This window comes from Arthrobacter sp. Sr24 (genome assembly GCF_054511175.1).
Map to the genome: position 1 here is coordinate 86,001 of NZ_JBTNDB010000001.1, position 19,130 is coordinate 105,130.

Below are 19,130 nucleotides of genomic sequence, written 5' to 3' on the forward strand. Positions count from 1 at the left end.
CAGACCTTGACGCGGTGTGATTGCATGGAAGTATGGCATCGCGAATTGAAGATTATGCACTGTTGTCCGATCTGCACACCGGAGCTCTGGTGGGCCGTGATGGGAGTATCGACTGGCTGTGTTTCCCCCGCTTTGACTCACCGGCGGTCTTTACCGCGCTGCTGGGTACAAGCGACCACGGCCGTTGGCTCATTGCGCCCACGCATCCGGAGGCTGTTGTGAACAAACGCTCCTACCGCGGGAGCACTTTCGTGTTGGAAACGCTATGGGAAACCCCTGAAGGCACCGTCCGGATCACCGATTTCATGCCGGTGGGTGACCGCAGGGCCTCCATTGTCCGCCGGATTGAAGGGGTGAGTGGCAGTGTGGAAATTGGGCAGAAACTCACTGTTCGGCCAGGCTATGGAAAAGTCTTGCCGTGGGTTCGGCGTGTGGACGAGGGCGATGGCAGTGAAGCCATCGTGGCCGTTGCCGGACCAGATGCACTGGTGCTGCGCGGTGATGAGCTACCTCACGCCGTCGACCATCAGCACAGTGGAACTTTCTTAATCGCTGCAGGGGAGCGGGTGGAGCAGGAACTGATTTGGTACCCTTCGCACCGCCCCGTTCCGACGCCCATTGAAACGGACCGGGCGCTGGCCGAGACGGTAAATTACTGGGATAAGTGGGCCGCGCGCTACAACCAAGATGGGAAATATGCGGCCATTGTGGAGCGGTCGCTGCTGGTCTTGCGGGCGCTGACACATGAGGATACGGGCGGGATTGTCGCGGCGCCCACCACCTCGTTGCCGGAAGATTTTGGTGGCGCACGGAACTGGGATTACAGGTTTTGCTGGCTCCGCGATGCGGCGCTGACACTCGAGGCCATGCTCACTCACGGCTATGCCGAAGAAGCTTTGAGGTGGCGGGATTGGCTGCTGCGGGCCGTGGCCGGGGACCCGGATGATCTGCAGATCATGTACGGACTCAGCGGCGAACGAAATCTCACTGAGGGCGAATTGGACCATCTGCCCGGTTACGAGGGTGCGTTGCCGGTGCGGATTGGCAACGGCGCCGTGGGGCAGTACCAGGCTGACGTTGTGGGCGAGGTGCTGGTGGCGCTGGAGAAACTGCGGCTGGCCGGCGGGCATGAGGATCACTTCTCATGGCCCTTGCAGCAAGCGATGCTGGGATTTGTGGAGAAGCACCTCAACGCCAAGGACCATGGCATCTGGGAAATGCGCGGAGACCAGCTGCACTTCACACATTCGCGCGTCATGATGTGGTCAGCCTTTGATTGCGGCGTGCGGGCCGTGCGCAACCACGGCCTGTCCGGTCCTGTTGAGCGCTGGGAGGAACTGCGCAATCAACTGCATGCTGAAATTATGGAGTTTGGCTTCAACAAGGAGCTCAACACGTTCACCCAAACTTATGGCGGCACAGCCACGGACGCTTCATTGCTGGTCCTGCCACAGGTAGGGTTCGTGGGCTATAGCTCCCCGGAAATGCTGGGCACAGTGGATGCGCTGGAAGCGGAGCTAGTGGATGATCATGGTTTGATTCTGCGCTACCGAACAGAAACGGGGCTGGACGGGCTTGCCCCCGGCGAGCACCCATTCCTAGCCTGCTCCTTCTGGCTGGTGGAACAATACGCGCACACGGGCCGCCGCAAGGACGCCGTGAAATTGATGGACACCTTGGTTGGTCTGGCTAATGACGTGGGCCTGCTCAGCGAAGAGTACGACACGGAGCAGGGCCGCATGGCCGGGAACTTCCCGCAGGCTTTCTCACACCTAGCTCTGGTCCGTGCGGCAGATGCCCTCCATGGCACCGAGCACCTGAGCCTGTCCGATGAGCCAATCAACACCCACGCCATGCCTATTGTGGTGCCTTCAGGATTTGCGCCCTCATGATCTGCGCCTTCAGGGCCAAGAGCTTCCGGGCGCGGTCAGCGTTCTTGCCATCCGGACCAAGATGAGTCAAGGGTTCGTGGCGTGAAACTATGAGGGCATGAAGCTTAGCGAGTCACCGGCAGCCAAGATTGGTGCATCCATCTCGATCGCCACGGGACTGTACGGGATCTCCTTCGGCGCTCTGTCCGTGGCCGCCGGGCTGTCGTTTTGGCAGACCATGACGCTGAGCCTGCTGCTCTTTAGCGGTGGCTCGCAATTTGCTTTCATTGGTGTCGTGGCCGGTGGCGGTTCGGCCGTCGCGGCGATGAGTGCCTCGGCTTTGCTAGGTATCCGCAACGGTGTTTACGGTATGCAGATCAATGCGCTCTTGCGGCCCACCGGTTGGCGGCGTTTTGCTGCCGCCCACGTCACCATTGATGAATCCACCGCGACGGCCACCGGGCAGAGTGATCCTGCGGAGCAGAAGCGCGGATTCTGGGTGGCAGGCTTGGGTATTTTCCTGCTGTGGAACATTATGACGTGTGTGGGGGCTCTGGTGGGGGCGGCGCTGGGCGATCCCAAACAGTGGGGGCTCGACGGTGCCGCCGTGGCTGCGTTCTTGGGCCTATTGTGGCCTCGCATCAAGTCATTCCAACCGGCTGCCATTGCCGTTGTGTGCGCGTTGGTGACCCTGTTGGCGGTTCCCCTGGTGCCGGCAGGAGTGCCCATTCTGGTAGCTGCCGTGGTTGCCGGGCTCATTGGCTGGTTCCGCCCCGCAGTGGATAAAGGCCATGACGGCGACGGTATGGAGCCTGATCTTGACCCCTATAAGCACGACGCCGGGACCTTGCCTGTGCGCGAATCTGGCCTACGTGGGCCCAACAGTGGGAACAAAGAGAGCCACAAGGAGATAGAGCTATGAGCCTCTGGTTATGGCTGTTGGTTGCTGCCGTATTGGCTTACGCCACCAAACTGCTGGGTTATTTGGTGCCGGCAAAAGTGCTGGACAATCCCAGAATGTCGCACGTTGCAGGGACGCTGACCATTGGTCTACTCGCCTCACTCACCGTGGTTAACGCTGCCGCAACTGGTACCTCTGTGGTGCTCGACGCCCGTGTTGGCGCGCTGCTCGCGGCGGCAGTGGCGCTCTGGCTCAAGGCACCATTTTTAGTAGTGGTCTTGGCTGGCGCCGCTGCAGCCGCGGGACTTCGACTACTGGGCTGGCCCTGAACCGTAAGGGTTCTGCTGGGGAACCTGCGGCTGACCGTACTGCTTCTGCGCCGGGCTCAGGTAGGACGGGCCGCGGTACTGGGCATCGCCGTAAGAGAGAATGGCGGCAAAAACTACGGGTAAGAAGATCAAACCAACAGTGAAGCCGGTTTCCTTGCCGAACGACTTGGACATGTCGTTCATGATGACGATCATCATGTAGATGTTGATGTAAGGGATGAACAAGAACCAGAAGTGCGACTCAGGGCGGCCCACCATCTTCACTATGATCCAGGTGTTGTAGAACGGCACAAAAGCTATCCACTTCGCATGCCCTGCCTTGGCAAAGGCGCCTGCCCAGATGACTCCATTGACCAGCCAGGCGAGTGCAAAAATGAGCAGTTAGATGCCGATGATGAGCACGATCAGACCCGCGGCATCGGCGGAGCTGTAGTGGTCCGGGCAGGGGCCAGCGGAAGGGCGCGAAAAAGTGAGGCGAGCATGTCGGTAACTTTATACGCAACGAGATAATGGCCCCATGGGGTGAACTACCCATAATGGAAGCTAAGTATTCCAACATCACGGCAACTTCTACTGCAACGGGGATTTTCATGATTGTGGCATTTTCAGTAGCGCCCAGCGGCGCGCCAACCGATGCTCCGGCAGGAACGGGCGACGACGCTTCCGTTCACACAGCCGTAGCGGCTGCGGTCAAGGTGGTCCGTGAGTCAGGGCTCCCCAACCGCACCAGCTCCATGTTCACCGAAATTGAGGGGGAGTGGGACGAGGTGATGGACGTGGTGAAACGGGCAACCGAGGCCGTGGGCCGCTACGGTTCACGGGTCTCTTTGGTACTCAAAGCCGATATTCGGCCGGGTCATACCGGCGAACTCACCGGCAAAGTGGACCGGCTGGAAGGTGCGCTGGACACTCTGGGCGAGTGACCGGCGTCGTGCGTGAAGAAGAAAATGAACGATACGGCGGGTAAATCATGACTGAGGCCGGGAGTGCGCAGCCTTGACTGCGACTACGCTGGCAGGGTGACTATTTTGCCCCGTGCCATGCCTTGCCCACCCGCTGAGAGGCGCTGATGGGGCGCAAGCGAGTACCCAAAAATGGTGCTGAAGAACCCGAGCTGCCAGTCAAGGGGGCGCCGAAAGGTCCTGTGGCAGGATCGTTTCAGACGGATACCGGCACAGCAGAGCTGATCCCTGACGGGGACAACCCCAACGGCTGGTTGCTCATGCTCAATGGCGTCCAAAGCTCCCACGTGGATCTGGCAGACCCTTTGCGTCTGGACTTTGAATACATGCGCTGGATCATGGCGCTGGTTCAGGATAGATGGCCGGCCAGTGAGAAGCTGCGCACGCTGAGTCTTGGCGGCGCCGCCTGCGCCATGCCGCGCTATCTTGTGGCGGCCTACCCTAACTCCCGCAATGTCGTGGTGGAAATTGACGGGGCGTTGGCTAACTATGTTCGCGATTGGTTCGATCTGCCTCGAGCACCGTTGCTGAAAATTCGTGTGGGTGAAGCCCGTGAGGTGACTGAATCTTTGACAGAAGACAGCCGAGACCTGATTATTCGTGACGTCTTTGCCGGCTCCAAGACTCCGCATGCTCTGACCACTGCCGAGTTCACGGAAACTGCCCGCAGGGTGCTTATTCCCGGTGGCGTATATGTGGTGAACTGCGGTGACGCGCCGTCGTTGACTACTGCAAGGCGGGAAGCGGCCACCATTGCGGCAGCCTTCGAGCACACGGTCATCATTGCTGATCCGCCCATGCTCAAGGGTCGCCGTTCCGGGAACATCATCATCGCCGGTAGCGATGCTCCGCTGGGCGACGGTGCTGGCTTGCCGCGCAACTTACTCGGCGGAGCCATGCCCGCACAACTCTGGGATGATGCCAAGGTTCGCCAATTTGGCCGCAGTTCCGTTCTGCTGAGAGACGACGTCTTGTAGGGCGGGGGCATGCCCGGTCCGCGGGCTGCGGGAGCCGCGTCGGCGAGCCGCGTCGGCGAGCCGTTCAGCGGGAGGTGGGGACCGGCGTCGTACTTCTCTTTTCTGGAGTTCCGGTAGAACCTGCCGAGGAAGGGCTCTCGTCAACGAGGACGGCCCGCTCTCTGCCCTTGCCGCGTACCCAGAGTTTGAAGGCGAGCGTCAACAGGGCCAACCAGATGGCGCCAACATAGAGTGCAACGCGGGTGTCGGCGTAAACGCCCAGGAGCACGATCACGCCCGCCATGAAGAGAGCCGTCAGGATCGACGCGAGCGGCCAGAGTGGGACCGGGAATGCCGAGGGCGCCAGTGTGTTGCGGGCGATCTCGCGCTTCATGGCCACGTGTGATGCCAGAATCATGATCCACACCCACACCGTGGCGAAAGTGGCGATCGAGGCGATGAGCAAGAAGACGTCCTCGGGAATGGTCGCGTTCAAAACCACGCCCACCAACAGCACGGCGGTCATGAGCATCACGGTCATCCATGGCACTCCCCACTTGGAGATGCGGCCAAAGGCGGCGGGTGCGTGACCTTGTTGAGAAAGGCCGAAGAGGACGCGGCCGGCACCGAAAATATCGGAGTTGATGGCCGAGAGTGCCGCGGTGATGACCACGGCGTTGAGGATGTGTGCGGCCAGCGGGATGCCGAGGGAATCGAAAATCTGCACGAACGGGCTGGTCTCGCCGGTGATGTCGCTCCAAGGGACCAAGCTCATCAGCACACCCAAGGTCAGTACGTAGAACAGTAGGATGCGGACCGGAACGGTGTTTACTGCTGCCGGGATGGACTTGGCAGGTTCCTTGGCTTCGCCGGCTGTCACCCCGATTGTTTCAATGCCGCCGAACGCAAACATGACGACGGCGAACGCGGCCAACAGCCCCACCCAGCCGTTGGGCATGAAGCCGTCATTGTTGACCAGATTGCCCAAACCGGAAACGGCCTGCGATCCTTCCATCTGGAATCCGAAGACAATGATGGCCGCACCTCCTGCGATCATGGCGATGATGGCGGAAACCTTAATGAGGGAGAACCAGAACTCCAGCTCACCGAACACCTTGACGCTGAGCAGGTTGATTGCGGCGAGGAAGAAAATGATGGCCAGAACCCAGATCCAGCGCGGCACGTCCTGGAACCAGAAGCCCATATAGATACTGAAGGCCGTCACATCGGCGATGGCCACGATGGCCATTTCGAAAACGTAAGTCCAGCCAGTAATGAATCCGGCAAGTGGGCCAAGATAGCGGCTGGCGTATTGGCCAAAGGAGCCGGAGACCGGGTGCCGAACGGCGAGTTCACCCAAAGCGCGCATCACCATGAACACGGCTGCGCCAGCAATGATGTAGGCCAGCAAAACTGCGGGGCCTGCCTTTTGGATGGCGCTGGAGGAGCCGTAGAACAAGCCGGTGCCGATTGCTGAGCCCAGTGCCATGAAACGGATGTGGCGTGTGTTCAGGCCGCGGCTGAGGACGGATCCTTTGGAGTTCATGAGTGGGCTTTCTCACGCAGCTCAGTAAGTGGGCTACGACACTGTTGAAGCAAAAGGGGTGGCGATGGTCACCAATTTGCCGAATTTTAGATGGGAAACGCCCGATTAATCCCGAGAATCTGGGATTTCAGACGCCAATATTCTATATTGTGCAAAGAGCTATGGCGATTTGAGCCAATGATGAGGGGACCATGACAACTACCGACCGCAAACCCTCCAAGGTGCCGGCCGCAGAGAACACTTTGCGCATTCTGAAGCTGCTTTCATCCAAGCGCGGACCCTTGGCAGCCTCCACCATCGCAACCACGTTGGAGCTGCCACGCTCCAGCGTCTACCACCTGCTCGGCGTCATGGAGCAAAGCGGCTTCGTCATGCATCTGCATGAAGAGCAACGCTACGGGCTCGGCGTCGCGGCCTTTGAGCTCAGCAGTGCCTATTCCCGGCAGGAGCCACTCTCTCGGTTGGGCCGGCCGCTGCTTGCCTCGTTGGTGGACAAGATTGGCGAAAGCGCACACTTGGCTGTTCTGCACGGCCGAGATGTTCTCTACATCGTGGAGGAGCGGGCCAAGAATAGGCCGTCCCTGGTGACCGACGTTGGGGTCCGGCTGCCCAGTCACCTTACGGCCAGTGGGCGCGCCATTTTGGCGGCCCTCCCCAAGTCCCAGGTCCGGGCGCTCTACCCAAATGCTGCCGCGTTTGTTTCACTGACCGAGGTGCCCAACCCCATCATCAAGTACTCCACCCTGTCCGGGCACTTGGATCAGGTGCGCATACGCGGCTACTCCACCGAGAGCGGGGAAGTCAGCGACGGCTTCGGTTCTGTTGCGGCTGCCGTGACCGATCACCTCGGCTGGCCTGTGGCCGCCGTGGCTGTTACCTTCCTCGAAGAAAAGGTGCCGGTTGAGCAGCGGCTCAAGCTGGCCGAACGTGTCGCCAAGGTGGCCGGGGAACTGTCCACGAGGATTTACGGCCGTCGGGAAGGCTGACTTTCGTGCCCGGGGGTAGTTATTACCAAACGCCCTCGGTGGGCCGTGCGCGTTTGGTAATAACTACCCCCGGACGCGCTGGGGATGTCCGCAGCGGGGGCGAATGGCAATATCTACCGCGGAGTGGTTCATCGCTGCGGTATTCCGGCTTCATGAAGCAACTGAACTAGTCGGCGAGGGCTCCTCAGGTCCGCCCAAATCCAGCGGATGACGTTGTAGCCCTTTGCTCGGAGCCGGTCTTCCCGCAATTTTTCCTCGACCACCACTTGAGCTGGCGTTCTACCTTTCAAGTATTTCTGGGCGGAGTATTTTTCGTAACCATCGAATTCGCCGAGTGTTTTCTGCTCTTCCCAGTCAAAATCTGGTCGCCCAATAAAGCCGCGGCTGTCAGAAATGGGTATTTGAAGTGCGGGTAGCTTAAAGCCGTTTTCAATCATGATGGCTCGGCTAAAGGATTCGCCGGCAGATTCAGACAGTGGATCTGCCACTGCCAGGACCCGCTCAACGCGACCGCGTTGAATAGCATGCGGCAACAATGTTATGGCGGCTCGCACGTCGTCCTTGCCGAAGAACTGTTGCGCACCACCGGGTGATCCGGGCAATGGAATCCGTTGGAGCAGTTTATCCATTGCCGGCAAAGAACCTGTTAGTGGAAGACGGAGGGCAAGATCCCTCACTGTTTGCGGTGGTGGTGTGAGAAATACGCCAAACATTTCCCACGGCGGTGGATCTCCGACTATGGCGTTCACGCGGCGCACGCCGCGGTTACTTTGACCGCCACTTCGTCCAGGAGAAACGACCGTTTGTACTTCCTCTGGCACTCCAATGACTGGCAAGCCCATGATCTGAGCTGCGGACTCTCGTGCGAAAACTGGCGCATTCTGAGCCGATTCGTGCACGGCTTGAATGCGCATCCTGTATTTTTCCCACGGGCGGAGGGAATTCCACACCTCCATTGGCAGGTAGAGACCGCGGCGAATTCGAAATAGTTTTCCCGAGGCGGCCTGCCGGGCAAGTCTGCGGGCCGAGTATTCATCCGCGAACTTGTTTGACGGAGTGATAAATGGTGGGAGCTGGAAGGTAGTCATCGGTTAAGGTTCTGATGCATGTCCGCGGGGCAACAGCCCAATACTGCAAAATGTGGACAAGTCCGCACTTTCTTGGGCTGTGGACCAATCGGTGGGGTCTTCCGCGTAGGAGTAACGGGGGTAGTTGTTACCAAATGCGCCCGGTGGGCCGTGCGCGTTTGGTAACAACTACCCCCGGACGCGCAGGGAGTGTCCGCAGCGGTGGCGAATGGAAATATCAACCGCGGAGGCATGTCTGTAATCCCGGATGCCCCGAGCGTATTCTCGCTGATTTCCACGCGGATTAGCGGAATAGTGGGGATCAAGATTGCCTCACCTTAAGGATCCGCCATGTCTGCCGCCCAGCGCCAAGAAGTCACCCTCTCCTCAAATGGCGTCACACCCGAGGACGTCATCGCCGTGGCCCGCCACAATGCCAAGGTGATGATCAGCGCGGAGGCGCTGGCCGGCGTCGAACGGGTCAGGGAACATATTGAAAAGTTGGCGCATTCAGAGACGCCCGCCTACGGCATTTCCACGGGTTTCGGCGCGCTGGCCAACCGGCACATTCCCACGGAGATGCGCACGCAGCTGCAAAAATCGCTCATCCGCAGCCATTCCGCGGGCATGGGCCCGGCCGTGGAACGCGAGGTGGTGCGAGCGCTGATGTTCTTGCGCGCCAAGACTCTGGCCAGCGGCCGGACCGGCGTGCGCCCGCTGGTCCTGAAAACCATGGTGGAGGTACTCAACGCCGGCATCACGCCCGTGGTCCGCGAATTCGGCTCGCTCGGCTGCTCAGGAGATCTGGCGCCGCTCTCACATTGCGCTCTGGTGTTGATGGGTGAGGGTGAGGCGGCAGGGCCCGACGGCGTCATTCGTCCCGTCCCCGAACTCCTTGCCGAGGCTGGCATTACGCCGGTGGAACTGGCCGAAAAGGAAGGCCTGGCGCTGGTCAACGGTACCGATGGCATGCTTGGGATGCTCCTCATGGCCATCGCTGACCTGCGCCTTTTACTTACGACGGCGGACATCACCGCGGCGCTGAGCGTCGAGGGCTTGCTGGGTACCGACCAGGTGTTTGTGCCCGAGCTGCACATGGAACTGCGCCCCCATCCCGGCCAAGCCGCCAGTGCGCAGAACATGCTGGCTGTGCTGGCCAATTCGCCGATCGTAGCCTCACACCGGGTGGGAGATTCCCGCGTGCAGGACGCCTACTCGCTGCGGTGCGCACCGCAGGTGGCCGGCGCCGCGCGCGACACCGTGGACCACGCGCTCCTGGTGGCCACCCGCGAACTTGCCGCCGCGATCGACAACCCCGTGGTGCTGCCGGATGGCAGAGTCTCTTCCAACGGCAACTTCCACGGCGCCCCAGTGGCATACGTGCTGGACTTCCTCGCGATTGTGTCCGCCGACGTTGCCTCCATCGCCGAGCGCCGCACCGACCGCATGCTGGATCCCGCCCGCTCACAGGGGCTGCCCGCATTTCTTGCCGGCGATCCGGGCGTTGACTCGGGTCTCATGATCGCGCAGTACACGCAGGCCGGGCTCGTCTCGGATTCCAAGCGGCTGGCCGTCCCCGCTTCGGTGGATTCCATCCCCAGCTCCGCGATGCAAGAGGATCACGTCTCGATGGGTTGGCACGCCGCCCGGAAGCTGCGCCGCTCCGTGGAAAATCTGCGCCGCGTGCTTGCTATCGAGTTGGTCACCGCCACCCGCGCCATTGACATGCGTTCGTCCATGTCCGACGGCGTACTGGTCCCCGGCCCGGCCGGCGCCGCTGTCATTGAGCTACTTCGCGCCACGGTTCCGGGCCCGGGCAGTGACCGGTTCCTCTCGCCGGAACTAGAAGAAGCGGACCGTCTAGTGGGTTCCGGCGCCATCCGTGCGGCGGCGGAGAAGGCCACCGGGCCGCTGAACTGATCCGGGCCGCGCCGGGCCGGGCCGCCCCACCGCCCGCGCCACCGCCTGCCGCTGGACTGATTGGGGCCGCTGAATTGATCCGGGCCGCCCCACCGCCCGCGCCATCGAGTTCTGACCTTAGCGGCGAGATGTATGCCTACAGCCACGCATCTCGGCGCTATGGTCAGAACTCGAGGTGGGAGGGCACCCCAGACACCTTCGCCAACCCCAATTACCCTCGACAGCTCAGACCCAGCGGTGTTTAATGTTGGGTACGTCGCTATTCAGACGTATATTCGAATGGATCCCTCTGTGAAACTCCTCCGCCTGGCCATACGCCACGCAAAACCCTACTGGGCATGGGTTGTGGCCGTGCTGGTCCTGCAACTCATCTCCACTATTGCCGCACTGTACCTGCCCAGTTTGAATGCCCAGATCATTGATCAAGGCATTTCCAAGGGCGATACCGACTTCATTTGGTCCACCGGCGTCACCATGATCGTGGTGTGCTTCGTCCAAGTGATATCGGCAATCGCCGGTATCTACTTCGGCGCCCGCACCGCCATGGCCATCGGCCGCGATCTGCGCCGCGAGGTCTACCATCGCGTCAACGCACTCGGCGCCCTGGATGTGAGCCGCTTCGGCACCGCCACGCTGATCACCCGCAACACCAACGACGTTCAGCAGGTCCAGATGCTGGTTCTTATGGCGTTAAACTTCATGGTCTCCACACCCATCATGTGCATTGGCGGGATCGTCATGGCCCTGCGCGAGGACGTGGGCCTGTCGTGGCTGCTGTGGGTTTCCGTCCCGCTGCTGTTCATTGTGGTGGGCTTCCTGGTGGTCAAGTTGTTGCCGCTGTTCCGCGAAATGCAGGACCGGATCGACACCGTCAACGGCGTGCTGCGCGAACAGATCACCGGAATCCGCGTCATCAGGGCTTTCGTCCGCGAAAAGTTTGAGGCGCAGCGTTACCGCGAAGCCAACTTGAATCTGACCCGCGTATCGGTGCGCGTCGGCAACCTCTTCGTGCTCATGTTCCCCGTCATCATGATGATCCTGCACTTAGCCACCGCCGCCGTGCTCTGGTTCGGCGGGCACAGGGTCGACGCCGGCCAGATGCAGGTGGGTTCGCTCACCGCATTCCTGCAATACCTGCTGCAAATCCTGGTCGCCGTCATGATGGGCGTCTTCATGGTCATGATGATTCCCCGCGCCGCCATCTCGGCCGAACGCCTGGACGAGGTGCTCATGGCCGAACCAAGCTTGAAAGTTCCCGCGGGCCGGGAGCTCCCGGTGACACACGCCGTCGAATTTTCACAGGTCACCTTTGGATATCCCGGTGCCGAGCGCCCGGTGCTAAACAACGTCTCGTTCACGGCTGAGGCGGGAAGAACGACGGCGATCGTGGGCTCCACGGGTTCCGGCAAGTCCACGCTGTTGAACCTCATACCCCGCCTGTTCGATCCGCAGGAGGGGACCGTGCGCATTGGCGGCGTGGACGTCAGCGCGCTCAGCCGCAAGCAGTTGGCGGAGTTGGTGGGCCTGGTGCCGCAGAAGCCGTACCTGTTCTCCGGAACGGTGGCCTCCAATCTCAAGTTTGGGCGGCCAGACGCGGACGACGACGAGCTGTGGGAGGCATTGCGCGTGGCCCAGGCCAAGGATTTCGTGGAAGAGAAGCCGAAGCAGTTGGCCTCTCCCATCGCGCAGGGCGGCACCAATGTTTCCGGCGGGCAACGGCAGCGGCTATGCATTGCCCGGGCGCTGGCGGCACGCCCCCGGATATACCTCTTCGATGATTCGTTCTCGGCGCTCGATGTGGCCACTGATCAGAGGCTGCGCGAATCCCTGCGCGGCGCAACGTCCGGGGCCACCATGATTATCGTGGCTCAACGGATCTCCACGATTCGGGAAGCGGATCACATCATCGTGCTCGACGGCGGCGAAATAGTTGGTAGTGGCACGCACGAAGATCTGCTGGCGGGCAACGAGACGTACCGCGAAATTGTTGAGTCTCAGCTGAGTATTGAGGGAGTGGCGTGATGGCGCGCAAAGACAAGGACGGACAGTCCTGGAAGCAAACGCCGAGCCAGGGGCCGGAGCGTGCGCCGAAGAAGTCGCCGGACCAAGCTCCGAAGATCGACGCTATCGAGGAGGAGCTGGTTCCGGAATATAGGCCCACCGAGGCAGACGGGGACATGTTTGGCGGCACGCCGGCCAAGAAGGCCGAGCACTTCTGGCCGTCGGTGAAGCGGCTCGTAGGGCTGTTGCGCCCGGAGCGTCTCATGTTCTCCGTGGTCATTGCCTTGGTAGTAGCCTCCGTGGTGCTGACGGTGATCGCACCCAAGATTTTGGGCCAGGCCATGGATGTCATCTTCAACGGCGTGATTGGCTCGCAACTGCCCTCAGGGGTGCCTCTCGAAACGATCGTTGCGGGGTTGCGCGCTGAAGGCAACAATCAGATGGCGGACATGCTCGCCAAAACCAATCTGGTGCCGGGAGCTGGCATCGACTTTGCGGAACTGAGCCGGCTCATCATCATTGTGCTCGTCCTCTATATGGTGGCCTCCACCTTGATGTGGCTCCAGGGGTTCCTGCTCAACGCCCTCGTCATGCGGGTGGTGTTCCGCCTCCGCGAAGACATTGAACGCAAACTCAACCGCCTACCCCTGGGCTACTTCGACACCCGCCAACGCGGGGATCTCATGTCACGCGTGACTAACGACGTCGACAACATCCAGGCAGCGCTGCAGCAGGCCTTTTCGCAACTGGTGCAATCCGCGCTGACGGTGATCGGCATTGGTGTCATGATGTTCATCGTCTCCTGGCAGCTGGCACTCATCGCCCTGATCGCGTTGCCGTTGTCAGCGATCATTGCCGGTGTCATTGGCACGCGCTCGCAGAAACTCTTCGCCGCGCAGTGGAAGCACACCGGCTCCCTCAACGGACATATTGAGGAGACGTTTTCCGGCCTTGAACTGGTCCGCGCCTACGGCCGTGATACGGAGATGTTGGCGGAGTTCGATGAGCGCAACGAGCAGCTGTTCAAGGCGTCCTTCGGAGCGCAATTCGTCTCCGGCATGATCATGCCAGCCATGCAGTTTGTCTCCTACCTCTCCTACGTGCTGGTCGCCGTCGTGGGTGGATTGCGTGTGGCCACGGGCCAGATGACGCTAGGTGATGCCACGGCGTTCATCCAGTACTCACGCGAGTTCTCCCAGCCCATTGGTGAGATTGCGGGCATCGCCAACATGATTCAATCCGGGGTGGCCTCGGCGGAGCGGACCTTTGAAATTCTCGACGCCGACGAGCAGGAAGAGGAGCAAGATTCGGCGTTGTTGCCTGCTCAAACCGACGGGCACGTGCGCTTTGAAAACGTCTCCTTCAGCTACGCACCCGAGACCCCGCTCATCCGCGACGTTTCCTTCACCGTGGAACCGGGCCAAACCGTGGCCATTGTGGGCCCCACCGGCGCGGGAAAAACTACGCTGGTCAACCTTGTCATGCGCTTCTACGAGCTCACCGGCGGACGGATCATGCTCGACGGCGTGGACACCCGTGAGCTGTCCCGCGAACAGGTGCGCGCCCAAGTAGGCATGGTGCTTCAGGACGCGTGGTTGTTCGAGGGCACCATCCGCGAGAACATCCGCTACGGGCGCCTGGATGCCACCGACGAGGAGATTGTTGCCGCCGCGCAAGCCACCATGGTGGATCGGTTCGTGCGGCAACTGCCGGACGGCTATGACACGGTCATTGACGCCGACGGCGGTACGGTCTCGGCGGGTGAACGGCAGCTGCTCACCATTGCTCGGGCGTTCATTGCCAAGCCCTCGCTGCTGATCTTGGACGAGGCCACCTCATCCGTGGACACTCGCACCGAGCTTTTGGTCCAGCACGCCATGGCGGCGCTGCGCACGGACCGGACCTCATTCGTGATCGCCCACCGGCTCTCCACCATCCGCGACGCCCACACCATCTTGGTCATGGAGGACGGCGACATCGTAGAACACGGCAACCACGACGAGCTTCTCAAACGCCGCGGCGCTTACTACAAGCTGTACATGACCCAGTTTCAAGGCGGCCACGGCCTAGACGAGGAGGTAGCTGCCGAGGTCCACTAGCACTCAGTGGCGGACCGGGCGGTGCGGCTGCTAACCCGAGCCGAAACTTAGCGCAGCAGGGTGTCGATCAGGCGGGCCGCTACTTTGGCTGTGCGGTTGTCAATGTCGAAGTCGGGGTTGAGTTCGGCCACATCGGCATGGAAAAGTTTGCCGCTCGCAGCCACTTGGCGGCAGACCGCGGTGATGACCGGCAGCGGGACGCCGTAGGCCGCGGGGGCGCTGACTCCGGGGGCGACGGCGGATGGCAGCACGTCCAGATCGATGGTCAGATACACGATGTCCACGGTCTCTAAAAATGAGGTCACGAAGGCCTCGGTACGCTGCGCCGAGCAGTCCTCATCCAGCAGGTACTTCACGTCCAAGTCATCAGCGGTGTCGAAGAGGGCGCCCGTGTTATTCGGCTCACTGATGCCGACGACGGCGTAATTGAGTTCCCGGCCCGCGGCGGCTTCGGCGCGGGCCATCTGCAGAAACGGCGTACCCGAGCTGGGCGCTGGGGCGTCGCGTAGGTCAAAGTGGGCATCCAAATTCAACACACCCAGCCGAGCGCCGTTGCTGAGGGCTGCGGTCGATGCCACGCCAAGGTAGCTGGCGAATGCGGTTTCGTGGCCGCCGCCCAAGACCACGGTGAGGTGCCCGTCGTCGAGCATGGATGTTAGGGCAGCGCCTAAGCGGGCTTGGCCATCTTCCAGTGCGTCGCCAACGACCACCATGTCCCCGGCATCAGATATTGGCCGGGTGCCGTGGAAGGCGAGCGAGCCCAGCGCGGTGCGGATCGCGGCAGGGCCGGTGGCGGCGCCGGTACGTCCCAGGTTGCGGGCTACTCCGGCGTCGGAACGGAACCCGATCAGCGCGGCAGGCCCGGGAAGTGCGGCATCCAAGGAGGACGCCGCGGCCGGTGCGGCTGTGGTGGAGACCGCCTGCCACCAGCGGCGGTGGGCGGGGGAGTCGCCGTCGTTCCTTCCAGTCCAGGGGGTGGGAGGCGCATCAACGGCGAGTGAAGAGTTGGTCATGGTTCTAGCGAACAGCACCGGGGCGCACAATGCCAGTCCGGGAGTGGTCGCAGCGTCTGGCATGGCAGAAAAACAAAAAACGAAAGGTGAGCAGTGCGCAATGTTCAAGGGAAACATTGTGCGCTGCTCACCTTTCGCGGAGGTGAAGCGGGGAGGAATGTGGGTTAGTTGACCCCGAACATGCCCTCAATGACGCCGATGCCGAAGAACAGCATGAACGCTGCGGCAACAGCCCACATCAAGGGGTGGACTTCCTTCGCGCGGCCCTGGAACAGGCGGATCAACACGAACGCGATGAAGCCGGCGCCGAGGCCGTTGGCGATCGAGTATGTGAACGGCATGAGCGTGAACGTCAGGAAGGCCGGGATACCAATGCCCCAGTCGGACCAATCGATCTTGCCCACCTGGGAGACCATCATGAAACCAACCACTACCAGGGCGGGGGCAACAGCTTCGAAGGGGACCAATTTGATCAGTGGGGTGGCGAACATGGCCAGCAGCAGGAGCAGGCCGGTGACGATTGAGGCCAGGCCCGTACGGGCACCTTCGCCAATACCGGCGCCGGATTCCACGTAGATCTGATTGGAGGATGCGGCCGCACCACCGCCGGCGATGGCGCCGAAAGCGTCAACGAGCAGGACCTTGTCTACGTCGGGGATGTTGCCGTCCTTGTCCACGGTGCCGGCCTCGGCGGCCAGACCAACCATGGTGCCCATGGCGTCAAAGAAGATACTCAACAAGATGACAAACGCCAGTAGGACAGCGGCCAGGGCGCCGAGTTTGGAGAACGCACCGAAGAGGTTGACGTGTCCAATCAGGGACAGATCAGGCCATGACCAGGCGGAGAGCTGCGGGGAAACCAGTGACCAGCCCTGGGGGTTGCTGGTGGTTCCGTCGTTGGACGGGCCAATGTGCAGCGTCATCTCGAGGATGTTGGCCAGCACGGTGGAGACGAGGATGCCGATCAGGATGGCGCCCTTGACCTTGCGCACCACCAGACCAATGGTCAGGACCAAACCGACCAAGAACACCAGCGTGGGCCAGCCCATGAGCTTGCCATCGAAGCCCAGGCCTACCGGAACGGTGGTCCCGGCAACGTCGGGGATACGGCGCACAAAACCGGCGTTAACCAGACCGATCAGCGCAATGAACATGCCGATACCCACCACAATGGCCGTCTTGAGGCCCTCCGGAACAGCCTTGAAAACGGCTGTTCGGAAGCCGGTCAGCACCAGAATGAACATAGTGATACCGGAGAGGACCACCAAGCCCATGACATCGGGCCAGGTTAGTCCCGGGTTGGTGGCGACGGTGACGGCGATGAACGCGTTGACACCCAATCCGGCAGCCAGGGCGAAGGGGTGTTTGGCCCAGGCGCCCATCAGGATGGTCAGGATACCGGCCACGAACGCTGTCACGGCAGCAACGCGTTCCAGGCCCAGCACTTCACCGGTGGAGTCGGCGCCGCCGAGGATCAGCGGGTTCAGCACCACGATGTAGCTCATCGCGAAGAAGGTGGCGAAACCGCCGCGGATCTCTCGCGAGTAGTTTGAGCCGCGCTCGGTGATCTTGAAGTATTTGTCGACCGCTGACAGCCTGACATCCGTTTTGGTAGCCATGTAAAGAGCCCTCCGGGCAAAGTGAAAAGAAATTAAGTTATTCGTGAAAAATACTAGCTGGTACTGCGGGGGCGCTGGATGGTGGTGCAGCTGGATTTTTCCCACGTCAGGAAGTACGACGGCGGCCCTCATCTCAGCGCTACTTCCTCGCCCGGGTGCCGCCTTTGTTGGGCAAACTCCCATAATGGTGGGATAACGTGAGGTGGCATTCCCCAACGATTAAAGGACGATTTGCTGTGATTTCTCCCGTCAGAGACCGCGTGGATGAGACAAACATGACATCAAAAAAACTGGTGCGCCGCTCTTTGGCAGGTATATTGGCGCTTTTGTTGGTTTTCTTCGGCACGTCCACGGCGGCTTCTGCTCACGATTCAGTGACGGCAACGTCCCCGTCTGACGGTGCCACGGTGGCTACGGTCCCAGATGAAATTCAGATCACCCTGAGCAACACCCCGGCCGTAATTGGGTCTCAGGTGTTGGTCACTGATGAATCTGGTGCTAATTGGGCTGCCGGTGATGTTCAGGTTTTAGACACTGCAGCCACTCAGGCGCTGCGACCGGGAGCTCCGGCTGGAAAGTACACGGTGCAGTGGCGTTTGGTGTCCTCCGATTCCCACCCCATCGAGGGAACATTTAGCTTCACGGCGACGGCTGCTGGTGTTGGTTCGGCGTCAAGTGCAGGGGCCATAGCAGGTGCCGGACCGGTCGTTTCCGTACAAGCCCAGCCGGAACCGCAAGCAGAGCCCGTTGCAGATAGCTCCACAGTGCCGTGGAGCATCATTGGTCTGGTAGTCGTGTTACTCGGCTTGGTGGTGGCCATGGTGGTTGTTGCCCGGCGCCGGCTCTCCAGCGAGGACTAATCGCCCGCGATAACTCTTGTAAAAAGAAGGCCAGTGGCCGGCCTCGGGGCTGACCACTAGCCTTCTTTTTCGCGTTGGATTGTGAACGTAAGTTCATTTTCGCGTTGGATTGTGAACGTAAGTTCAGGCGGTACGTTCAAGCTCTAAGTTCAGGCAGTCGCGGCCAAGGACTGTGATTCCAGTGCCGCAAGCCGGGCTGAAATGGACTGGCTGGCCCGCTTGGCTTGGTGCAAGATTTCCTGCGTGGTGGGAATGGCTAGATCGCCCACCCCAACCAGGTACAGGCCTAGGGCCTGCATTGCTGTGCGGACTTCGGCTGCGGTGGTGACGCCCGCGCTATGTAAAACCTTGCGTAGCTGGCTTAGCGCGCCCCGGGTGAAGACAATGCTGTGGGCGGTGAGCGTGCCAGATGTGGTCAGTACCCGCCATTGCCGATGGGCGCTCTCCTCACCAACAGTGCCAGCGGCATCGCCAGCTTCGACAGTAGTGACGGCGCCGTGGAGATTGTCGCCGTGGAGGTGGGTGAAATCCAGAGCCTGGGTTGCCGGACGGATGTCCATTTCATGACGCCGGGCATAGTGTTCCAGCAGCCGAACAATTTCGCTACGCTCGCTCAAAGCAGCCAAACTGATGCCGCCCGTGGTGGGTGGGACTGGGGAGTGCTGGACGGGGATGGAGCTATCCACCACGATCGTCTCGATGCCCTGTCGGTTGAGCTCAGTGGCAATGGCTAGGGCAGAGAACCCGGAACCGATCACCACGGTGGTGGTGCTTTCAGCGGTGGTTCCCCGGGGAGTAGCAGCGTGTGCAGTAGTGAGTCCCGACAACGTCATAGCCCGGGGCAGGGCAGTTTTTATCGCAGCCATGATGGCAAATGCCTCCTCGAACGGTAGGAGAATTCACGGGCGCCACAGCCCAAATGGGACTGTGCCGAAGAACGGATCAAGCGGGTGGTTCGTCCTGAACCCTGAGCGCTCAGTGTTGAGCACTCAGTCCCGAG

The 19,130-nt window shown here is 61.0% G+C and carries 16 protein-coding genes; 10 read left to right on the forward strand and 6 right to left on the reverse strand.

The genetic code is table 11. The features are described 5' to 3' along the window. Positions 1 to 32: 32 nt before the first annotated feature. From ACX80D_RS00445 to ACX80D_RS00455, 3 genes are all read left to right on the forward strand, one after another. Complete coding sequence (locus ACX80D_RS00445; protein ID WP_459320567.1) at positions 33 to 1,892, forward strand: glycoside hydrolase family 15 protein; 1,860 nt, start codon at positions 33 to 35, stop codon at positions 1,890 to 1,892. Between the two features lie 97 nt (positions 1,893 to 1,989). Beyond that, positions 1,990 to 2,793 carry an AzlC family ABC transporter permease gene (locus tag ACX80D_RS00450; RefSeq protein WP_459320568.1) on the forward strand — a complete coding sequence of 268 codons (804 nt, stop codon included), beginning with the start codon at positions 1,990 to 1,992 and terminating at the stop codon, positions 2,791 to 2,793. Then, positions 2,790 to 3,101: an AzlD domain-containing protein gene (locus ACX80D_RS00455; protein WP_459320569.1), complete on the forward strand. Its 312-nt coding sequence runs from the start codon at positions 2,790 to 2,792 to the stop codon at positions 3,099 to 3,101. Before ACX80D_RS00450 ends, ACX80D_RS00455 begins: the two co-directional genes overlap by 4 nt. Here the strand turns inward: ACX80D_RS00455 and ACX80D_RS00460 are convergent. Then, positions 3,084 to 3,392: a DUF5684 domain-containing protein gene (locus ACX80D_RS00460; protein WP_459320570.1), complete on the reverse strand. Its 309-nt coding sequence runs from the start codon at positions 3,390 to 3,392 to the stop codon at positions 3,084 to 3,086. The two genes, ACX80D_RS00455 and ACX80D_RS00460, sit on opposite strands and share 18 nt — an antisense overlap. Before the next feature lie 299 nt (positions 3,393 to 3,691). Here ACX80D_RS00460 and ACX80D_RS00465 point away from each other — a divergent pair, with 299 nt between their 5' ends. After that, positions 3,692 to 4,024 (forward strand): thiamine-binding protein, encoded by a 333-nt coding sequence (locus ACX80D_RS00465; RefSeq protein ID WP_459320887.1) that lies wholly within the window; start codon positions 3,692 to 3,694, stop codon positions 4,022 to 4,024. A gap of 146 nt (positions 4,025 to 4,170) precedes the next feature. Continuing rightward, positions 4,171 to 5,040, forward strand: a complete 870-nt coding sequence (locus ACX80D_RS00470) for a spermidine synthase (RefSeq protein ID WP_459320571.1) — start codon at positions 4,171 to 4,173, stop codon at positions 5,038 to 5,040. A gap of 64 nt (positions 5,041 to 5,104) precedes the next feature. On the opposite strand, the gene ACX80D_RS00475 is transcribed toward ACX80D_RS00470, so the two are convergent. Next, the gene (locus tag ACX80D_RS00475) at positions 5,105 to 6,565 is read right to left on the reverse strand and encodes an amino acid permease (protein WP_459320572.1); all 1,461 of its coding nucleotides are present in this window, start codon (positions 6,563 to 6,565) and stop codon (positions 5,105 to 5,107) included. Positions 6,566 to 6,756: 191 nt separating this feature from the next. Between ACX80D_RS00475 and ACX80D_RS00480 the strand changes: the two genes are divergently transcribed. Then, positions 6,757 to 7,551 (forward strand): IclR family transcriptional regulator, encoded by a 795-nt coding sequence (locus tag ACX80D_RS00480; RefSeq protein WP_459320573.1) that lies wholly within the window; start codon positions 6,757 to 6,759, stop codon positions 7,549 to 7,551. Positions 7,552 to 7,679: 128 nt separating this feature from the next. Here the strand turns inward: ACX80D_RS00480 and ACX80D_RS00485 are convergent, their stop codons facing one another. Then, a complete protein-coding gene (locus ACX80D_RS00485) occupies positions 7,680 to 8,639 on the reverse strand; it encodes a hypothetical protein (RefSeq protein WP_459320574.1) in 960 nt (319 codons plus the stop codon). A 330-nt stretch (positions 8,640 to 8,969) separates the two neighbouring features. On the opposite strand from ACX80D_RS00485, the gene hutH reads away from it, so the two are divergent. The 3 genes from hutH to ACX80D_RS00500 all read left to right on the forward strand — a co-directional run bounded on the left by hutH (position 8,970) and on the right by ACX80D_RS00500 (position 14,638). Continuing rightward, positions 8,970 to 10,538 carry a histidine ammonia-lyase gene (hutH, locus tag ACX80D_RS00490; RefSeq protein ID WP_459320575.1) on the forward strand — a complete coding sequence of 523 codons (1,569 nt, stop codon included), beginning with the start codon at positions 8,970 to 8,972 and terminating at the stop codon, positions 10,536 to 10,538. Between the two features lie 291 nt (positions 10,539 to 10,829). Further along, the gene (locus ACX80D_RS00495) at positions 10,830 to 12,560 is read left to right on the forward strand and encodes an ABC transporter ATP-binding protein (RefSeq protein WP_459320576.1); all 1,731 of its coding nucleotides are present in this window, start codon (positions 10,830 to 10,832) and stop codon (positions 12,558 to 12,560) included. Continuing rightward, positions 12,560 to 14,638 carry an ABC transporter ATP-binding protein gene (locus ACX80D_RS00500; RefSeq protein WP_459320577.1) on the forward strand — a complete coding sequence of 693 codons (2,079 nt, stop codon included), beginning with the start codon at positions 12,560 to 12,562 and terminating at the stop codon, positions 14,636 to 14,638. Before ACX80D_RS00495 ends, ACX80D_RS00500 begins: the two co-directional genes overlap by 1 nt. A gap of 47 nt (positions 14,639 to 14,685) precedes the next feature. On the opposite strand, the gene hutG is transcribed toward ACX80D_RS00500, so the two are convergent. Together hutG and ACX80D_RS00510 are read right to left on the reverse strand one after the other, a co-directional pair. Further along, complete coding sequence (hutG, locus tag ACX80D_RS00505) at positions 14,686 to 15,651, reverse strand: formimidoylglutamase (protein ID WP_459320578.1); 966 nt, start codon at positions 15,649 to 15,651, stop codon at positions 14,686 to 14,688. Between the two features lie 164 nt (positions 15,652 to 15,815). Then, positions 15,816 to 17,270: an NCS2 family permease gene (locus tag ACX80D_RS00510; RefSeq protein ID WP_459320579.1), complete on the reverse strand. Its 1,455-nt coding sequence runs from the start codon at positions 17,268 to 17,270 to the stop codon at positions 15,816 to 15,818. A gap of 275 nt (positions 17,271 to 17,545) precedes the next feature. Between ACX80D_RS00510 and ACX80D_RS00515 the strand changes: the two genes are divergently transcribed. Further along, positions 17,546 to 18,130, forward strand: coding sequence for a copper resistance CopC family protein (locus ACX80D_RS00515; protein WP_459320580.1), 585 nt, complete (start codon positions 17,546 to 17,548; stop codon positions 18,128 to 18,130). 149 nt (positions 18,131 to 18,279) lie between these two features. On the opposite strand, the gene ACX80D_RS00520 is transcribed toward ACX80D_RS00515, so the two are convergent. Continuing rightward, entirely contained in the window at positions 18,280 to 18,996 is a 717-nt protein-coding gene (locus tag ACX80D_RS00520; protein ID WP_459320581.1) for an FAD-binding protein, read from the reverse strand. Positions 18,997 to 19,130 lie beyond the last annotated feature (134 nt).